Below are 16,434 nucleotides of genomic sequence, written 5' to 3'. Positions count from 1 at the left end.
GGGTGACCCGGTGCGCAGAACCAGGCCTTGGCGACCCGACTCAGAACAGCGGCTGGGGCAGTACGCCCTCCAGAGCCAGCAGCTTCCGCTTGGTTTCGAGACCTCCGCCGAACCCGCCGAGTCCGCCGTCGCTCTCCACCACCCGATGGCACGGCACCACCACCGGCAGCGGATTGGACCCCATGGCCGCCCCGACCGCCTGCGCCGCCCCCGGCTGCCCCACGCGCCCGGCGAGGTCCCCGTATCCGACGACCGCCCCGTACGGCACACCGGCCGCCAGCTCGCGGAGCACCTGGCGGTTGAAGCCGGAGGTCAGCGACCAGTCCAGGTCGAGCGAGAACTCCCGCAACGAGCCCGCGAAATACGCCGCGAGCTGGCGTATCGGCTCGGCGAGCCGTGCGGAGCCGGGACTTTCCACCGGCTCCGCACCGAGTCGCGTCCGCAACTGCTCGACCGCCTTCTCCCGCACCTCGGGACGGGCGTGGAAGGCCACGCTCACCAGTCCCGCGTCGGTCGCGGCAAGCAGCAGCGGGCCGATGCCGCTCTCGACGACGGCCCACTCGACAACCCCGTTGCTGTTCATGGGAACCACCGTACGACCGGCCGCTGACATCGGGCCGCGGAAACGGGTCGGCCGAGTTGTCAGCCCGTGGCCTCGCGCACCACATCGGGTGTGTTGGTGATGATTCCGTCGACGCCGAAGCCCGCCACCTTCGCCGCATTCCCCGCGTCGTTGACCGTCCAGGTGTTGACCCGGAGCTTCTTGCCGTGGGCGCCCTTCAGCGCATGCACCGCCTTCACATAGCCGGCGGAGATCGACGTGTACGAGGGGTTGATCTGGTCGGTGAACGCCGCGTACGAGGGCAGGTCGGCCACCGCGGGGGTGCCGAGGAAGCCGGTCGTGATGTCCGGACGCTGCTGGTGCACCTTCTTCACGCTGTCCGCGCCGAAGCTCTGGATGACGAGCCTGTTCTTTACGTGATTGCGGTCGAGCCATCCCTTCTGGCTCAGCACCCGCAGAGTCTCCTTCTCGATGCCCGGGTAGATCTCCGGGCTCTTGATCTCCAGCAGCAGCTTCTGGTGGTTGCGCTCGATCCGGTCCAGATACTGCTTGAGGGTGGGCACCCGGGTTCCGGCGAACTGCGGACCGAACCAGCTGCCCGCGTCCAGCCGGGCGATCTCGGCGGCCGTGAAGTCCTTGACCGCCCACGGCGCACGGTCCGGGAAGACCTCCTCGACGTCGGTGGTCCGCTTCAGATCGGTGTCGTGCACGACCACCAGCACACCGTCCTTGGTGAACTGGACGTCGTTCTCCACCCAGTCGAAGCCGAGGGCGTCGGCCTTGTCGACGGCGGCCAGAGTGTTCTCCGGCGCATAGGCGCAAGCGCCCCGGTGGGCGAAGACGGCCGGGGCGCCCGGCTTCGCGTCCGCGGTCCGGGTGCTCACGGTCCGGATGCCCGCGCCCGTGCTCGTGTGCCCGGCCGTGGCCGTGCCCCCGCCCGTGGTCTGCGTATCGGCGGTCGACATCAGCAATGCGCCGGCACCCATGAGGGCGGCGGCAGCGACGGCGGCGGTTGCGGTGCGTGCGTACACGTGTACTCCTTGCGTCAGAGTTACGGACGGGCCGAGAGTGGCAGCCGCCCCCCAACGAGGGACAGGCCAAGGATGGCCACATCGTGAACGCCGCTGTTGAGACCGGGGCACGGGCCGATTTCCATGTCGATAAAATGCAGCTCTTCTGTTTGTCTGCCGGGCCTCGCGCCTTAGGGTCACCCCCGAACCCGGGCTTCCGCGAAGGGCGTACGAGCATGCAGGGCACGATCGACGGTTTCAGCTACGGAGCGGTGACGCCCGTCGTGGCCTTTCTCATGGCCTGCCTCGGTGCGGCCCTCGGGCTGCGCTGTACGACCCGTTCGCTGCGCACCGAGCGTTCCTTCAAGGCCGGCTGGCTGGCCCTCGGCGCGACCTCCATAGGCTCCGGCATCTGGACGATGCACTTCATCGCGATGATCGGCTTCTCCGTCGAAGGGGTGACCATCAGCTACGACAAACCGATCACCTTCGCCAGCCTCGCCGTCGCGATCGGCATGGTCGCCATCGGCATCTTCATCGTCGGATACCGGGGCGCCACCCGTATGGCAATGGTGACGGGCGGCACCATCACCGGGCTCGGCGTGGCCACCATGCACTACCTGGGCATGGCCGGAATGCGTCTTGAGGGACAGTTCGAGTACGACACGATCACCGTGGCCCTCTCCGTCGTCATAGCCGTGGTGGCCGCCACGACCGCACTCTGGGCGGCCGTCTCCATCCATGGCTTCCTGCCCAGTCTCGGCGCCAGCGTCGTGATGGGTGTCGCGGTAAGCGGCATGCACTACACGGGCATGGCCGCGCTCAGAGTCCATCTGCACCCCGGCGCCCTCGCCGACACCGCTTCGGCCGACGGGACGACCGCCCCCCTCGTACCGCTGCTCATCGGCCCCGGCTGCTTCCTGCTCCTTGCCGCGGTGGTCGTGATGTTCGACCCCCTGATGGTGATGGGCACCCCGGACTGGGACGACCCCAGGTCAATGGACGGAGCCGGACGGCCCCCCGGAATCCCGGCCCAGCGGCAGGTCCCGCGGTTCGGAACACATGCCGACCCGGCGTCGTTCCACTCCCGGCCGCGCGATCCCGCGCCGCCGGGAGAATGGTGACCCCGGCCCGGCACAACGGCTGACCCGGCCCGGTTGTCAGTGGTGGGCCGTACGGTGGTTGCATGCGGCCCGTTTCGAAGATCGAACGTTCGGTGGCGCCTTTCGAGGTCGTCAGTCCCTACCAGCCCAGCGGCGACCAGCCCGCGGCCATCGCCGAGCTGGAGCGGCGCATCCGTGCGGATGAGAAGGATGTCGTCCTGCTCGGCGCGACCGGCACCGGCAAGTCGGCGACCACCGCCTGGATGATCGAGAAGCTGCAGCGCCCCACCCTCGTGATGGCGCCGAACAAAACGCTCGCGGCCCAGCTGGCGAACGAGTTCCGCGAGCTGCTGCCCAACAACGCCGTCGAGTACTTCGTCTCGTACTACGACTACTACCAGCCCGAGGCGTACGTCCCGCAGTCGGACACCTACATCGAGAAGGACTCCTCGATCAATGAGGAGGTCGAACGGCTGCGCCACTCCGCGACGAATTCGCTGCTCACCCGGCGCGATGTCATCGTGGTCGCCTCCGTCTCCTGCATCTACGGCCTCGGTACGCCCCAGGAGTATGTGGACCGGATGGTCCAGCTCAAGGTCGGCGACGAGATCGACCGCGACCAGCTGCTGCGCCGCTTCGTCGAGATCCAGTACAGCCGCAACGACCTCGCGTTCGCCCGCGGCACCTTCCGGGTCCGCGGCGACACCATCGAGATCTTCCCGGTCTACGAGGAGCTCGCCGTCCGCATCGAGATGTTCGGCGACGAGATCGAGGCGCTCTCCACCCTCCATCCGCTCACCGGCGAGGTCATCAGCGAGGACCAGTCCCTCCACGTCTTCCCCGCCAGCCACTACGTCGCAGGCCCCGAGCGCATGGAGAAGGCGGTCAACGGCATCGAGCAGGAGCTGGAACAGCGCCTCGCCGAGCTGGAGAAGCAGGGCAAGCTGCTGGAGGCCCAGCGGCTGCGGATGCGCACCACGTACGACATCGAGATGCTCCGGCAGATCGGCACCTGCTCCGGCGTCGAGAACTACTCGATGCACTTCGACGGCCGCTCGCCGGGCACCGCGCCCAACACCCTCCTCGACTACTTCCCCGAGGACTTTCTCCTCGTCCTCGACGAGTCGCATGTCACCGTGCCGCAGATCGGCGCCATGTACGAGGGCGACGCCTCCCGCAAGCGGACCCTCGTCGACCACGGCTTCCGGCTCCCCTCCGCGCTCGACAACCGCCCGCTGAAGTGGGAGGAGTTCCTGGGCCGGATCAACCAGACCGTCTATCTCTCCGCCACACCCGGAAAGTACGAGCTCTCCAGGGGCGACGGCTTCGTGGAGCAGATCATCCGCCCCACCGGCCTCGTCGACCCGGAGGTCGTCGTCAAGCCCACCGAGGGCCAGATCGACGACCTGGTGCACGAGATCCGTACGCGTGCCGAGAAGGACGAGCGGGTCCTGGTCACCACCCTCACCAAGAAGATGGCCGAGGACCTCACCGACTACTTCCTGGAACTCGGCATCCAGGTCCGCTATCTGCACAGCGACGTCGACACCCTGCGCCGCATCGAGCTGCTGCGCGAGCTGCGCTCCGGTGAGTACGACGTACTGGTCGGCATCAACCTCCTGCGCGAGGGCCTCGACCTGCCCGAGGTGTCGCTCGTCGCCATCCTCGACGCGGACAAGCAGGGCTTCCTGCGCTCGGGGACGTCCCTGATCCAGACCATCGGGCGCGCCGCCCGTAACGTGTCGGGGCAGGTCCATATGTACGCGGACAAGATCACCCCGGCGATGGCGCAGGCCATCGACGAGACCAATCGCCGCCGCGAGAAGCAGATCGCCTACAACACCGAGCGCGGCCTCGACCCGCAGCCGTTGCGCAAGAAGATCAACGACATCGTCGCGACGATCGCCCGCGAGGAGGTCGACACCGAGCAACTGCTCGGCACCGGCTACCGTCAGGGGAAGGGGGCCAAGGCTCCCGTTCCCACGCTGGGCGTCAAGTCGGCCGGCTCCAAGAAGGCCGGGGGCAGCGGCGCGGTGGTCACCGACCGGCCCGCTACCGAACTCGCCGGAATCATCGAGGAGATGACCGACCGGATGCGGGCAGCCGCCGCTGACCTGCAGTTCGAGGTGGCGGCCCGACTGCGCGACGAAGTCGGTGAGTTGAAGAAGGAGTTGCGCCAGATGCGGGAGGCGGGTCTCGCCTGACCGCGTCGCACCTGATGTGTTGCAGGACCGACACAAAAACACCCCAAGCGGCCGCGTCCTCGGCGCGACTGCGTAGGGTGCTGGAAAACCGCGCACGGACGGTTGCGGGGCAAGCGGAGAGGGGACAGCGCGTGACGGTCAATATGACCAAGGGTCAGGCCATCAGCCTGCAGAAGAGCGACGGGGGGACCCTGACCGCGGTGCGGATGGGGCTCGGCTGGCAGGCGGCGCCGCGCCGCGGTCTGTTCGGTTCACGTACGAGGGAGATCGACCTCGACGCTTCGGCGGTGCTGTTCGCCGACAAGCAGCCGGTCGACGTGGTCTTCTTCCGCCACCTCGTCAGTGACGACGGCTCGGTCAAGCACACCGGGGACAACCTGGTCGGCGGCGCCGGTTCGGGCGGCGACGACGAGGCGATCCTCGTCGATCTGCAGCGGGTGCCGGTCCACATCGACCAGATCGTCTTTACGGTGAACTCCTTCACCGGCCAGACGTTCCAGGAGGTGCAGAACGCCTTCTGCCGCATCGTCGACGAGACCAACGGCCAGGAGCTCGCCCGCTACACGCTGGACGGCGGCGGGCAGTACACCGCCCAGATCATGGCGAAGGTGCACCGTTCGGGGAACGGGTGGCAGATGACCGCCCTCGGCAACCCGGCCAACGGCCGCACCTTCCAGGACCTGATGCCGGCGATCCTGCCGCACCTGTAGGCACGGCCGGACCAGCTGGTCGATATCGGTACGCGCAGCTCCCGGAGGCATCGGCCGCCGGGAGCTGCACCACATCGCGCCGCACCGCTCAACACTGCACCGCACGACACCGCACCGCGCAGCAGCAACTCATCGAGGGGACAGGGCAATGACGGCCGAACTGGTCCGGGGGCAGAACCACACCTTGCCCCAGACCCGTCTGGAGATCCGCGTATCGGCCGGCACGCCCGTCGTGGCCGGTGCCACGCTCGGCGACGAGAACGGCACCGTGCACGGCACCGAGTGGATCGCCCACCCGGGATCGCCCCAGCTGCCCGGGCTCGAAGTGTCCGGACAGGCCGCCGCCGACCACCGGCTCGCCGTGGACCTCGGTGCCCTGCCCGCTTCGGTGCACCGGGTCACCGTGCTGCTGGCCCTGCCCACGGGCGTCGGCGGCCCGGTCCGGTTCGGCGCGGTCGCCTCACCGTTCGTCGCCGTCACCGGGCTCGAAGGTACGGAGATCGCCACGTTCACCCTCACCGGACTGGACACCGAGTCCGCGGTCACCGCCCTGGAGCTCTACCGCCGCCAGGACGTCTGGAAGGTCCGCGCCGTCGGTCAGGGCTACGCGGGCGGCCTCGCCGCCATGCTCGCCGACCAGGGCCTGACGCAGGCGGCCGAGCTGGCCCACTCGATCCAGGACGCCGTCGCCCGGGCGATGGCCCGCTCGGTCGCACCGCCCCCGCCGCGCACCCCGGACGCCGACCGGGTCGGTCACGGCACGGGCCCCATACCGCCCTCGGACGGCCGCCGGCCTCCCGTCGCACCGCCGACGGCCGCCGAGCCGCTCGCCGAGCCCACCACCCCGGCGTCCGCGGCCACGACGGGCGGCCCCATCAACTACGCGCACCCGCGCCGCCAGTCATCCGCACCCCCGCCGCCCCCTCCCACCGCGCCGCCCGCCGAGCCTGGCCGCCCCGCCGAGCCCGTTGCCGGGGACGCGACCGGCTGGTCCATGGAGGAGCGCCTCTACAACCAGATCTGGGGCATGTTCGAGGACCTGGCCCGCACCACCGCCGCGTACCGCAGCGCTGTCGACTTCGCCGAGTCCCGCATGGACCAGGAGCTCGACCGGACCCTGTCCGACCCGCGCAACCGGATCGGCGGCGCGGGCGACCGGGCCCGCGAACAGGCCCGTGCCAAGCGCGACGAGCTGACCGCCCGGGCCCGCGAGGTCCTCGATCGCGACCTCGCCCAGCTCGCCGCCGAGTCTGCCGTGGTGGAACCCGCACTCCCCGCCGCGTACGCGGGATGGGACAACCCCGTCTGGCACGCCTACCGCGTCCCGATGGAGATCCCCATGGCGTTGCGCATCGGCGACCTCCATCTGCCCGAGAGCCCCGACCTGCGCATCCCGCTGCTGGTCCGGCTCCCTCTGGAGCGCGGGATCTGGGTCGACAGCGGCCGTACGGCCTCCGACGCCGCGGCCCTGATGGACACCGCCCAACTGCGCCGCCTGGCCATGGAGAACGCGGTCGCGCACGCGGCCCGGCTGCTGGCCGTCTACCCGGCCGACGAGTTCTCCGTCCATGTCATCGATCCCGCGGGGTCGGCGGCCGGAGCGCTCGCCCCCCTGGTCGGATCCGGGGCCCTCGCCGGGCCGCCCGCCGCCGGAGCCGCGGGAGTGGCCTCGGTCCTCGCACAGCTCACCCGGCGCGTCGACCTGGTGCAGATGGCGATCCGGGCCGGCGCCGCCGATTCGCTTCCGCCGGACCTGGACACGGGCGAGCAGCTGCTGATCGTCAATGACTTCCCGCACGGCTTCGACGACCGGGCCGTCACCCAACTGCGCTACCTCGCCGACGAGGGGCCCTCGGTCGGCGTCCATCTGCTGATGGTCGCGGACCGCGAGGACGCCAGTGCGTACGGGCCGGTGCTCGACCCGCTGTGGCGCTCGCTGCTCCGGATCACCCCGGTCGCCGACGACCACCTGGCCGATCCCTGGGTGGGCCACGCCTGGACGTACGAGCCGCTGAGGATGCCACCCGGCAGTCGGGTGGTTGAGCAGGTGCTCGCCAGGGTGGCCGCGGCCCGTCACCCCCGTCGCCCCTGAGCGGCAGCAACTATGTCTTACCGCCCCTGACCTGCTCTTTTGAAAGATCTTTACCCTCACCTTTACCTTTCCTTGGTGTTCCCTGTACTGTTCTTTGGACGGAGGGGAGTATTCCCATACGCGGCGTGCCCGTCAGTACGGACTGTGACCGGTCCCGGGGCGCCGGCCCGTGGTGCGCAGCCCGTGCACCCGGGTGGAAGAGACCTCCGGCAGCGACGACGCTGATCAGTAGCCGTAGCGAACTGCCGGAGGCGCAGTGGACGTTTCATGGACCCTCTGGGTGCTGACCATTCTTGGTCTGTCAGCCCTTATTGCCGTCGACTTCTTCATCGGGCGCAAGCCCCATGACGTGACGACCAAGGAAGCCGGAATCTGGACGATCGTCTGGATCGCACTGGCCGCGCTCTTCGGACTCGGCCTGCTGGTCTTCGGCGAGAGCCAGGCCTCGGGCGAGTTCTTCGCCGGCTTCATCACCGAGAAGTCGCTCAGCGTCGACAACCTCTTCGTCTTCGTCCTGATCATGGCGAAGTTCTCGGTCCCCTCCCACCTCCAGCAACGGGTGCTGCTCGTCGGTGTGCTGATCGCGCTGGTGCTGCGAGCGATCTTCATCGCCGCCGGTGCCGCCGTCATCGCCAACTTCTCGTGGGTCTTCTACATCTTCGGCGCGTTCCTGATCTACACCGCCTGGAAGCTCATCCAGGAGGCGCGGGGCGACGAGGAAGAGGAGGAGTTCGAGGAGAACCGACTCCTCAAGACCATCGAGCGCCGCTTCGGGGTCGCCGACCGGTACCACGGCACCAAGCTCTTCATCCGTAACAACGGCAAGCGCGTCCTGACGCCGCTGATGGTCGTCATGCTCGCCATCGGCACCACCGATGTGCTGTTCGCCCTGGACTCCATCCCCGCGATCTTCGGCCTGACCCAGGACCCGTACATCGTCTTCACCGCCAACGCCTTCGCTCTGATGGGGCTGCGGCAGCTGTACTTCCTGATCGGCGGTCTGCTGAAGAAGCTGGTCCACCTCAGCTACGGTCTCTCGGTCATCCTCGGCTTCATCGGCGTGAAGCTGGTGCTGCACGCACTGCACGAGTCCGGAGTGCACGTCCCCGAGATCTCCATCCCGGTCTCGCTCGGCGTCATCTGCGGCGTGCTGGTGATCACCACGATCACCAGCCTCATCGCCAACAAGAAGCAGGCGCAGGCCGAGGCGGCCGCGGAGGCGGACAAGTTCACGGACGAGGGTTCCAGCATCGACGCCTGACCGCGGCGGACGGCCCGGTGGCCGTCCGGCCCGGCAGAAACCGGCACCGGCCGGGGCGCGCAACTGTCCGTTGCCCGCCTCGGCCGGTGCTTGCATGGGTGGAGCCGGTGCTTGCGCGAGTGGAGAACGCCCCTGCGACTGCCGTCACCAGCCGCGGGCGCGCCACTGCGGCAGCTGCGGACGCTCGTCGCCGAGTGTGGTGTCGTGACCGTGGCCCGGATAGACCCAGGTCTCGTCGGGCAGCTGGTCGAAGAGCTTGGTCTCCACATCGTGGAGCAGGCTCGCGAAGGCCTCGGGATCCTTGTGCGTATTGCCGACCCCGCCCGGGAAGAGGCAGTCCCCGGTGAACAGATGCGGGGCGCCGTGCGGGTCGTCGTAGATCAGCGCGATGGAGCCCGGGGTGTGACCGACGAGGTGACGGGCGGTCAGGGCGACCCGGCCCACCTGGATCGTGCCGTTGTCGTCGACCAGGACATCGGTCGGGACCGGGATGCCCTCGGCGTCGTACCGCCCCGCGTACGTCCGCGCGCCGGTGGCCGCCACCACCTCGCCCAGCGCCTGCCAGTGGTCGCCGTGCTGATGGGTGGTGACGACGGACGTAATGCCGTCGTCCCCGATCAGCTGCAGCAGGGTCCCGGCCTCGTTGGCCGCGTCGATCAGGAGCTGCTCGCCGGTGGCCCGGCAGCGCAGCAGATAGGCGTTGTTGTTCATCGGGCCGACGGCGACCTTGGAGATCATCAGATCCGTCAACTCGTGTACATCCGCACGTCCGCCGACCTTGACCGCTCCGCTGTACGTCATACGTCTCAGCCTATAGCGGGGGCAGTACGGGAAGGGGGCCGCCGTCGACGGTCAGTGCCGACCCGTCGCGGCGCCCGGAAAGCCAGCCCAGCAGCTCCGGCGCCGTGCCACGGACCACGACAGGACCGCCTTCCGCGCCGCCGCCCGTGGTCCAGAGCCGGCCGTCGTCGGCGGCCACACCCGTGGACACGGCATCGGGGTGTCCGCCGAACCGCTCGGCGAGGAAGTCGATCTCCCGGCTGACGAACTCGTCCGGGAGATCCTCCAGCTCGTAGCCGATCCCGAGGTCGACATGGTGCAGCTCGACCTCGATGCGGCGGCGGAAGGGGATCCGGGAGGCCGAGTCGGTCACGCCGTTGCGCATCGTGACCGTGCGGGACCAGTCGGCCGGGGCCGAGGCGGCGTCCACGAAGCGGGCCGCGCTCTCGGCCAGGTCGGCCAGCTGTTCGCCCTTCGGCCGGGGTGCGTCGCGCTCGATGTCGCGGTCGCGGGTTTCGCTGTCTGCGTACATCGGCCGGCCCCGGAGAACATTTACGAGGGCGTCGGCGTTACGAGAGAGGTGCGCAACGACATGACCGCGGCTCCAGCCCGGCAATCGCGACGGCTCGGCGAGTGCGGCGTCGTCCAGTTTCCCGGTGGCGCTGAGCAGTCGATCGGTCGCTTCACGTACGGCGCCCAGGTCGTGCGCATGATCAATCATGAGGCTGAGCCTAGCCTCGCCACTCATTCGGGTGAAGGAGTCTGCGACCGTCCGTAAATCGAATGCGCGTGCTATACGCTCGGAGTCGAAAGCTTCGTACATCGCTGTGGCGCCCCCCATACCCTGGGACAGGGGCTCAGTTCCCCCACTTCTCTCAAGAAAGGTGCGGACCGGCGTGGCCGACCGTCTCATCGTCCGTGGCGCTCGCGAGCACAACCTCAAGAACGTCTCGCTCGACCTCCCCCGCGACTCCCTCATCGTCTTCACCGGGCTTTCCGGGTCGGGCAAGTCGTCGCTCGCGTTCGACACGATTTTCGCCGAGGGCCAGCGACGCTACGTGGAGTCCCTCTCCTCGTACGCCCGCCAGTTCCTCGGCCAGATGGACAAGCCGGACGTCGACTTCATCGAGGGCCTCTCGCCCGCTGTCTCCATCGACCAGAAGTCGACCTCGCGCAACCCGCGCTCGACGGTCGGCACCATCACCGAGGTCTACGACTACCTCCGGCTGCTCTTCGCCCGGATCGGCAAGCCGCACTGCCCCGAGTGCGGCCGGCCCATCTCGCGCCAGTCGCCGCAGGCCATCGTCGACAAGGTGCTCGGCCTTCCCGAGGGCAGCCGCTTCCAGGTGCTCTCGCCGCTGGTGCGCGAGCGCAAGGGCGAATTCGTCGACCTCTTCGCCGATCTGCAGACCAAGGGCTACAGCAGGGCCCGGGTCGACGGCGAGACCATCCAGCTCTCCGAGCCGCCCAAGCTGAAGAAGCAGGAGAAGCACACCATCGAGGTGGTCATCGACCGTCTCACGGTGAAGGACAGCGCCAAGCGCCGGCTGACCGACTCGGTCGAGACCGCGCTCGGGCTCTCCGGCGGCATGGTCGTGCTCGACTTCGTCGACCTCCCCGAGGACGACCCCGAGCGTGAGCGGATGTACTCCGAGCACCTCTACTGCCCGTACGACGACCTCTCCTTCGAGGAGCTGGAGCCTCGCTCCTTCTCCTTCAACTCGCCCTTCGGTGCCTGCCCCGACTGCACGGGTATCGGTACGCGGATGGAGGTCGACCCGGAGCTGATCGTCCCCGATGAGGAGAAGTCGCTCGACGAGGGCGCGATCCACCCCTGGTCGCACGGCCACACCAAGGAGTACTTCGGCCGGCTGATCGGCGCGCTCGCCGAAGCCCTCGGATTCCGTACGGACATCCCGTGGGCCGGACTGCCGCAGCGCGCCAAGAAGGCCCTGCTCCACGGCCACAAGATCCAGACCGAGGTCCGCTACCGCAACCGCTACGGGCGCGAGCGCGCCTACACCACCCCCGCCTTCGAGGGAGCGGTGCAGTTCGTCAAGCGGCGGCACTCCGAGGCCGAGAGCGACTCCAGCCGGGAGCGCTTCGAGGGCTATATGCGTGAGGTGCCCTGCCCGACCTGTGAGGGCACCAGGCTCAAGCCGATCGTCCTCGCGGTCACGGTGATGGAGAAGTCCATCGCCGAGGTCTCCGCGATGTCGATCAGCGAGTGCGCCGAATTCCTCGGCCGGATGAAGCTGAACGCCCGCGACAAGAAGATCGCCGAACGGGTGCTGAAGGAGGTCAACGAGCGGCTGAGGTTCCTGGTCGACGTCGGCCTCGACTACCTGTCGCTGAACCGCGCGGCAGGCACCCTGTCCGGCGGCGAGGCCCAGCGCATCCGGCTGGCCACCCAGATCGGCTCCGGCCTGGTCGGCGTGCTGTACGTGCTGGACGAGCCGTCCATCGGTCTGCACCAGCGGGACAACCACCGGCTGATCGAGACCCTGGTCCGGCTCCGCGACATGGGCAACACGCTCATCGTCGTCGAGCACGACGAGGACACCATCAAGGTCGCCGACTGGGTCGTCGACATCGGCCCCGGCGCCGGTGAGCACGGCGGCAAGGTGGTCCACTCCGGATCGCTCAAGGAGCTGCTGGGCAATAGCGAGTCGATCACCGGCCAGTATCTGACCGGCAAGAAGTCGATCGCGATGCCCGACATCCGGCGCCCCGTCGACCCGTCGCGCAGGCTCACGGTGCACGGCGCCCGGGAGAACAACCTCCAGGACATCGACGTCTCCTTCCCGCTCGGCGTGCTCACGGCCGTCACGGGTGTCTCGGGCTCCGGAAAGTCGACGCTGGTCAACGACATCCTCTACACCCACCTGGCACGCGAGCTGAACGGCGCCAAGTCGGTCCCCGGCCGCCACACCCGGGTCGACGGGGATGACCAGGTCGACAAGGTGGTGCACGTCGACCAGTCGCCCATCGGCCGTACGCCCCGGTCCAACCCGGCCACGTACACCGGCGTCTTCGACCATGTCCGCAAGCTGTTCGCGGAGACGATGGAGGCGAAGGTGCGCGGCTATCTGCCGGGCCGCTTCTCCTTCAACGTCAAGGGTGGCCGCTGTGAGAACTGCTCCGGCGACGGCACCATCAAGATCGAGATGAACTTCCTGCCGGATGTGTACGTCCCGTGCGAGGTCTGCCACGGAGCGCGCTACAACCGGGAGACCCTGGAGGTCCACTACAAGGGCAAGTCCATCGCCGAGGTGCTGGACATGCCGATCGAGGAGGGCCTGGAGTTCTTCGAGGCCGTCCCGACGATCGCCCGTCACCTCCGTACGCTCCATGAGGTCGGCCTCGGATACGTCAGGCTCGGCCAGTCCGCGCCGACGCTCTCCGGCGGTGAGGCACAGCGTGTGAAGCTCGCAAGCGAGCTGCAGAAGCGCTCCACCGGCCGCACGGTCTACGTCCTGGACGAGCCGACGACGGGTCTGCACTTCGAGGACATCAGCAAGCTCATCAAGGTCCTGTCCGGGCTGGTCGACAAGGGGAACTCGGTGATCGTCATCGAGCACAACCTCGATGTGGTCAAGACCGCGGACTGGGTCATCGACATGGGCCCCGAGGGGGGCAACGGCGGCGGTCTGGTCATCGCCGAGGGAACCCCGGAGCAGGTCGCCGGGGTTCCGGCCAGCCACACCGGCAAGTTCCTCCAGGGCATCCTGGACCCGGACCGGGTGAGCGAAGCCTCGGTGCCCGCGGCGCGCAAGCCCATGCGGAAGGTGGCCGCGAAGAAGGCGGTCGCCGCGAAGTCGGCCCCGGTCAGGAAGACGGCCACGGCCAGGACGAGTGCGGGCCAGGCCGCCAAGTCCGCCACGGCCAACCCCGCTAAGACGGCTGCGGCGAAGAAGGCAACCCGCGCGCGCAAGGCCTGACGGCCCCGCGCCCGGCGGCGGCCCCCGGACTCCGGGGGCCGCCGCTTCTGCCGGTACGGGGAGCCCTCGCTACAGGCCTCGCTGCGGCTGCGCGCCACCCGCTCTCTGCCCCACGCCTGCACGTCCCAGGGTGGCCCTCGCCGAAGCTCCCGGTACGGCTGCGCGCCCCCACCGGAGCTCAGTGAGGTGTGTGTGTTCCCACCCTTGCGCCCCACGCACGAACGTCTCAGGGTGCCCCGGCTGCGCCCCACGCACGAACGTCCCAGGGTGCCCCGGCGCGCCCGGACATCCCTGTGTGCCCGTACGCCTCCGCGTGCCCCGGTGACCCCTGCCCAACCGTCCCTGTCCCCCTGACCAGGGACGATCGGACTTGGGTGGCCCGGCCATCGACCCTCCGATCTCCGCCGGTATCGTCGGTTCTGTCACCGATGGCTCTGATACCCGCGGTACCCCTGGTACTCCCGGTGCCTCAGTTGCCTCTGGTAACCCTCTGCACCCTGCCCCCCCTCTGACCAGTGGAGACCGCATGCCCGGCCAGCCCGCCGCCCGCCGTACCGTGCTGAAGGGTGCCGTTCTCGCCGGCGCCGCAGGGCTGGGAGTGGCCGCCTGCTCGACCGAATCGAAGCTCGGCCACGCCGAGACTCCGACGCCGACCGCCCCCGTCGAGCTCGGCGCGCCGGAAGAGGTTCCGGTCGGCGGATCCAAGCTCTACCGCGACCAGCGGGTCATCGTCACGTGCCCGGCCAAGGGTCAGTACAAGGCGTTCAGCGCCCAGTGCACCCACGCGGGCTGCCTGCTGGACAAGGTCGAGGACAACGTGGGGAAGTGCCCCTGCCACGGCAGCCACTTCGATACGACGACCGGCAAGGCGATGCACGGCCCGGCGACCGCGCCGCTGCCCGCGGTCCCGGTCAAGGTCGAGGGCGGAAGGCTCGTCGCGGGCCCCGACGCCTGACGCCCCGCGGGGACGGATTCACTCCCAGTCCCAGTCGATGCCGACCAGGCCGGGCCGAACCCCCTGCTCCACCAGGTGAACGGTCCGGTGCCGGCCGGTGAGCGTGAGATCCGTACGGGCGCCGCGCGGCGCACCCGCCGAGACCTGGGCGAAGCTCCGGCACCGTACCGGCAGCGCGGCCTCGTCGAAGCCCACCTGCAGCACGTACTGTCCGCCGCCGAAGCTGAAGCCGCGTACGTACTCGCCGCACGGCCCTCCCGTGGCGTCGTCGAAGCCGTAACCGAAGAGGTACGTGTCACCCGCCCTCAGCCGGGTGTCGAAGAGCAGCTCCGCGACGAGCACCCCCGTCTCCCGGTCCCAGCGGACCCGCCCCGTCCGGCAGTTCTCCCGGGCCGCCACCTCCACCCGCGCCGGATCGCAGCCGGGATCGCCCCGGTAGACGGCGAGGTAGCGGTCGATGTCGTCCCGGTGCGCACGCACCACATGCTGCGACTTCCGTCGCCGCAGCTCCCGGCCGGGCCCGATCCGTATCCGCTCGTGATGGCCCACCGTGTGCAGCCCGCCGTCCATCGGTGACCCCATCGTGGCGAGCAACCGCTCCACCGCACCGGACGCCTCCATCAGGGAACGGTACGAACGCGCGGCCGGACGGTCGGCGTCCACGCGGCCGCTCCCGGTCTCCAGCAGCCGGAGCAGCGAGTTCCCAGGCAGTTCCAGCACCTCCTCCAGAGCCTTCACGGCCCGCAGGGACTCGGCGCGCTGCGGGCGCCTGGCCCCCTGCTGCCAGTAACTCAGGCTGGTCACCCCGACCTTGACCCCGCGGTGTGCGAGATGGTGCTGCACCCGCTGGAGCGGCAGCCCGCGCAGCGAGAGTGCGGTGCGCAGCGCCAGATGGAACGGGCCGGTGTGCAGCACCTGCGCCAGCTCGGCCTCGGTGTGCTGCATGAGGACCTCCAGGTGAACGTTCACGACGCGGGGTGGGGAGGCCGCATCGGTGGGGGGCGGTGCCGCAGGTGGCCGGGGGAGATCCGTTCACGTATCCGTCACGCCGTTCACACCGCGGTGTTCCCCCGCATTGAAGCGTGTTGACCCGTCCCCGACAACGGTTGATGCTCCTCGGACAGCGTCCGGACGCGCTCCTCCGATCACACACCCCCCTGTATTGGGAGGAACGCAATGCGCAACCGAAGAATCCGGCCGGGACGACTCCCGATCACGGCCGTCCTCGCCGCCGTACTGCTCGCCGTACCGACGGCGACCGCCTCAGCAGTGCAGACCCCCACCACGACCGCCCCGGCAGCACAAGGCACCACCGCCGCAGACAGAGGCATCGCCGCCACCCAGCGCCTGAACATCACCATGCAGGCCCAGCAGAAGACCAATTGGTGCTGGGCGGCAGCCGGCAACACCATCGCCACCTGGTTCGGCCGCACCTACTCGCAGAACCAGTTCTGCAACGCCGCCTTCGGCCGCTCCCAGGGCTACGAGTGCCCCAACTCGCAGGCCTCGCTCGGCAATGTCCAGGACGGTCTGTACTGGGCCGGCATCAACCCCGGTTCGTACGTCACCGGCTGGCTGCGCTTCCCCACCGTCCAGGCCGAGATCGCCGCAGGACGCCCCGTCGAGACCCGCATCCAGTGGTCGGCGGGCGGTGGCCACATGCATGTCCTGTACGGGTACGACGACGCGAACAGCTGGGTCTACTGGGGCGATCCATGGCCCTCCAGCAACCGTTACAACTGGGCCTCGCACGCCTGGTACGTGAGCAACGACGAGTTCTCCTGGACCCACTCGCTCTACCGGATCGGAGCGTGAC

General features: G+C 69.1%; 13 protein-coding genes. 8 read left to right on the top strand and 5 right to left on the bottom strand.

Annotated features, from left to right (window positions below):
* Positions 1-40: 40 nt before the first annotated feature.
* Together ACGFU7_RS00990 and ACGFU7_RS00985 are read right to left on the bottom strand one after the other, a co-directional pair.
* The gene (locus tag ACGFU7_RS00990; RefSeq protein ID WP_393690993.1) at positions 41-583 is read right to left on the bottom strand and encodes a methylated-DNA--[protein]-cysteine S-methyltransferase; all 543 of its coding nucleotides are present in this window, start codon (positions 581-583) and stop codon (positions 41-43) included.
* A 59-nt stretch (positions 584-642) separates the two neighbouring features.
* Positions 643-1,593, bottom strand: coding sequence for a glycerophosphodiester phosphodiesterase (locus ACGFU7_RS00985; RefSeq protein ID WP_393690991.1), 951 nt, complete (start codon positions 1,591-1,593; stop codon positions 643-645).
* Positions 1,594-1,808: 215 nt separating this feature from the next.
* On the opposite strand from ACGFU7_RS00985, the gene ACGFU7_RS00980 reads away from it, so the two are divergent.
* The 5 genes from ACGFU7_RS00980 to ACGFU7_RS00960 all read left to right on the top strand — a co-directional run bounded on the left by ACGFU7_RS00980 (position 1,809) and on the right by ACGFU7_RS00960 (position 8,942).
* Positions 1,809-2,696 (top strand): MHYT domain-containing protein, encoded by an 888-nt coding sequence (locus tag ACGFU7_RS00980; protein WP_393690989.1) that lies wholly within the window; start codon positions 1,809-1,811, stop codon positions 2,694-2,696.
* A 62-nt stretch (positions 2,697-2,758) separates the two neighbouring features.
* The gene (gene uvrB, locus ACGFU7_RS00975; protein ID WP_393690987.1) at positions 2,759-4,879 is read left to right on the top strand and encodes an excinuclease ABC subunit UvrB; all 2,121 of its coding nucleotides are present in this window, start codon (positions 2,759-2,761) and stop codon (positions 4,877-4,879) included.
* A gap of 131 nt (positions 4,880-5,010) precedes the next feature.
* Complete coding sequence (locus tag ACGFU7_RS00970; RefSeq protein ID WP_073747806.1) at positions 5,011-5,589, top strand: TerD family protein; 579 nt, start codon at positions 5,011-5,013, stop codon at positions 5,587-5,589.
* A 148-nt stretch (positions 5,590-5,737) separates the two neighbouring features.
* Positions 5,738-7,681 (top strand): TerD family protein, encoded by a 1,944-nt coding sequence (locus ACGFU7_RS00965; RefSeq protein ID WP_393690985.1) that lies wholly within the window; start codon positions 5,738-5,740, stop codon positions 7,679-7,681.
* Between the two features lie 256 nt (positions 7,682-7,937).
* Positions 7,938-8,942: a TerC family protein gene (locus ACGFU7_RS00960; RefSeq protein ID WP_393690983.1), complete on the top strand. Its 1,005-nt coding sequence runs from the start codon at positions 7,938-7,940 to the stop codon at positions 8,940-8,942.
* Positions 8,943-9,086: 144 nt separating this feature from the next.
* On the opposite strand, the gene ACGFU7_RS00955 is transcribed toward ACGFU7_RS00960, so the two are convergent.
* Positions 9,087-9,743, bottom strand: coding sequence for an MBL fold metallo-hydrolase (locus ACGFU7_RS00955; RefSeq protein ID WP_393690982.1), 657 nt, complete (start codon positions 9,741-9,743; stop codon positions 9,087-9,089).
* 10 nt (positions 9,744-9,753) lie between these two features.
* Entirely contained in the window at positions 9,754-10,443 is a 690-nt protein-coding gene (locus tag ACGFU7_RS00950; RefSeq protein WP_393690980.1) for a maleylpyruvate isomerase family mycothiol-dependent enzyme, read from the bottom strand.
* Positions 10,444-10,618: 175 nt separating this feature from the next.
* On the opposite strand from ACGFU7_RS00950, the gene uvrA reads away from it, so the two are divergent.
* Both uvrA and ACGFU7_RS00940 read left to right on the top strand, forming a co-directional pair.
* A complete protein-coding gene (gene uvrA, locus ACGFU7_RS00945) occupies positions 10,619-13,663 on the top strand; it encodes an excinuclease ABC subunit UvrA (protein WP_393690978.1) in 3,045 nt (1,014 codons plus the stop codon).
* A 526-nt stretch (positions 13,664-14,189) separates the two neighbouring features.
* Positions 14,190-14,618 (top strand): Rieske (2Fe-2S) protein, encoded by a 429-nt coding sequence (locus ACGFU7_RS00940; protein ID WP_393690976.1) that lies wholly within the window; start codon positions 14,190-14,192, stop codon positions 14,616-14,618.
* 18 nt (positions 14,619-14,636) lie between these two features.
* On the opposite strand, the gene ACGFU7_RS00935 is transcribed toward ACGFU7_RS00940, so the two are convergent.
* Positions 14,637-15,563 carry a hypothetical protein gene (locus ACGFU7_RS00935; protein WP_393690975.1) on the bottom strand — a complete coding sequence of 309 codons (927 nt, stop codon included), beginning with the start codon at positions 15,561-15,563 and terminating at the stop codon, positions 14,637-14,639.
* 231 nt (positions 15,564-15,794) lie between these two features.
* Here ACGFU7_RS00935 and ACGFU7_RS00930 point away from each other — a divergent pair, with 231 nt between their 5' ends.
* Positions 15,795-16,433, top strand: a complete 639-nt coding sequence (locus ACGFU7_RS00930; protein ID WP_393690973.1) for a papain-like cysteine protease family protein — start codon at positions 15,795-15,797, stop codon at positions 16,431-16,433.
* Position 16,434: the final 1 nt, after the last annotated feature.

This window comes from Streptomyces sp. NPDC048473 (assembly GCF_043200155.1).
GTDB lineage: Bacteria > Actinomycetota > Actinomycetes > Streptomycetales > Streptomycetaceae > Streptomyces.
Note: the sequence above shows the minus strand (reverse complement) of the source record. Positions and strands in the feature narration are given on the sequence as shown.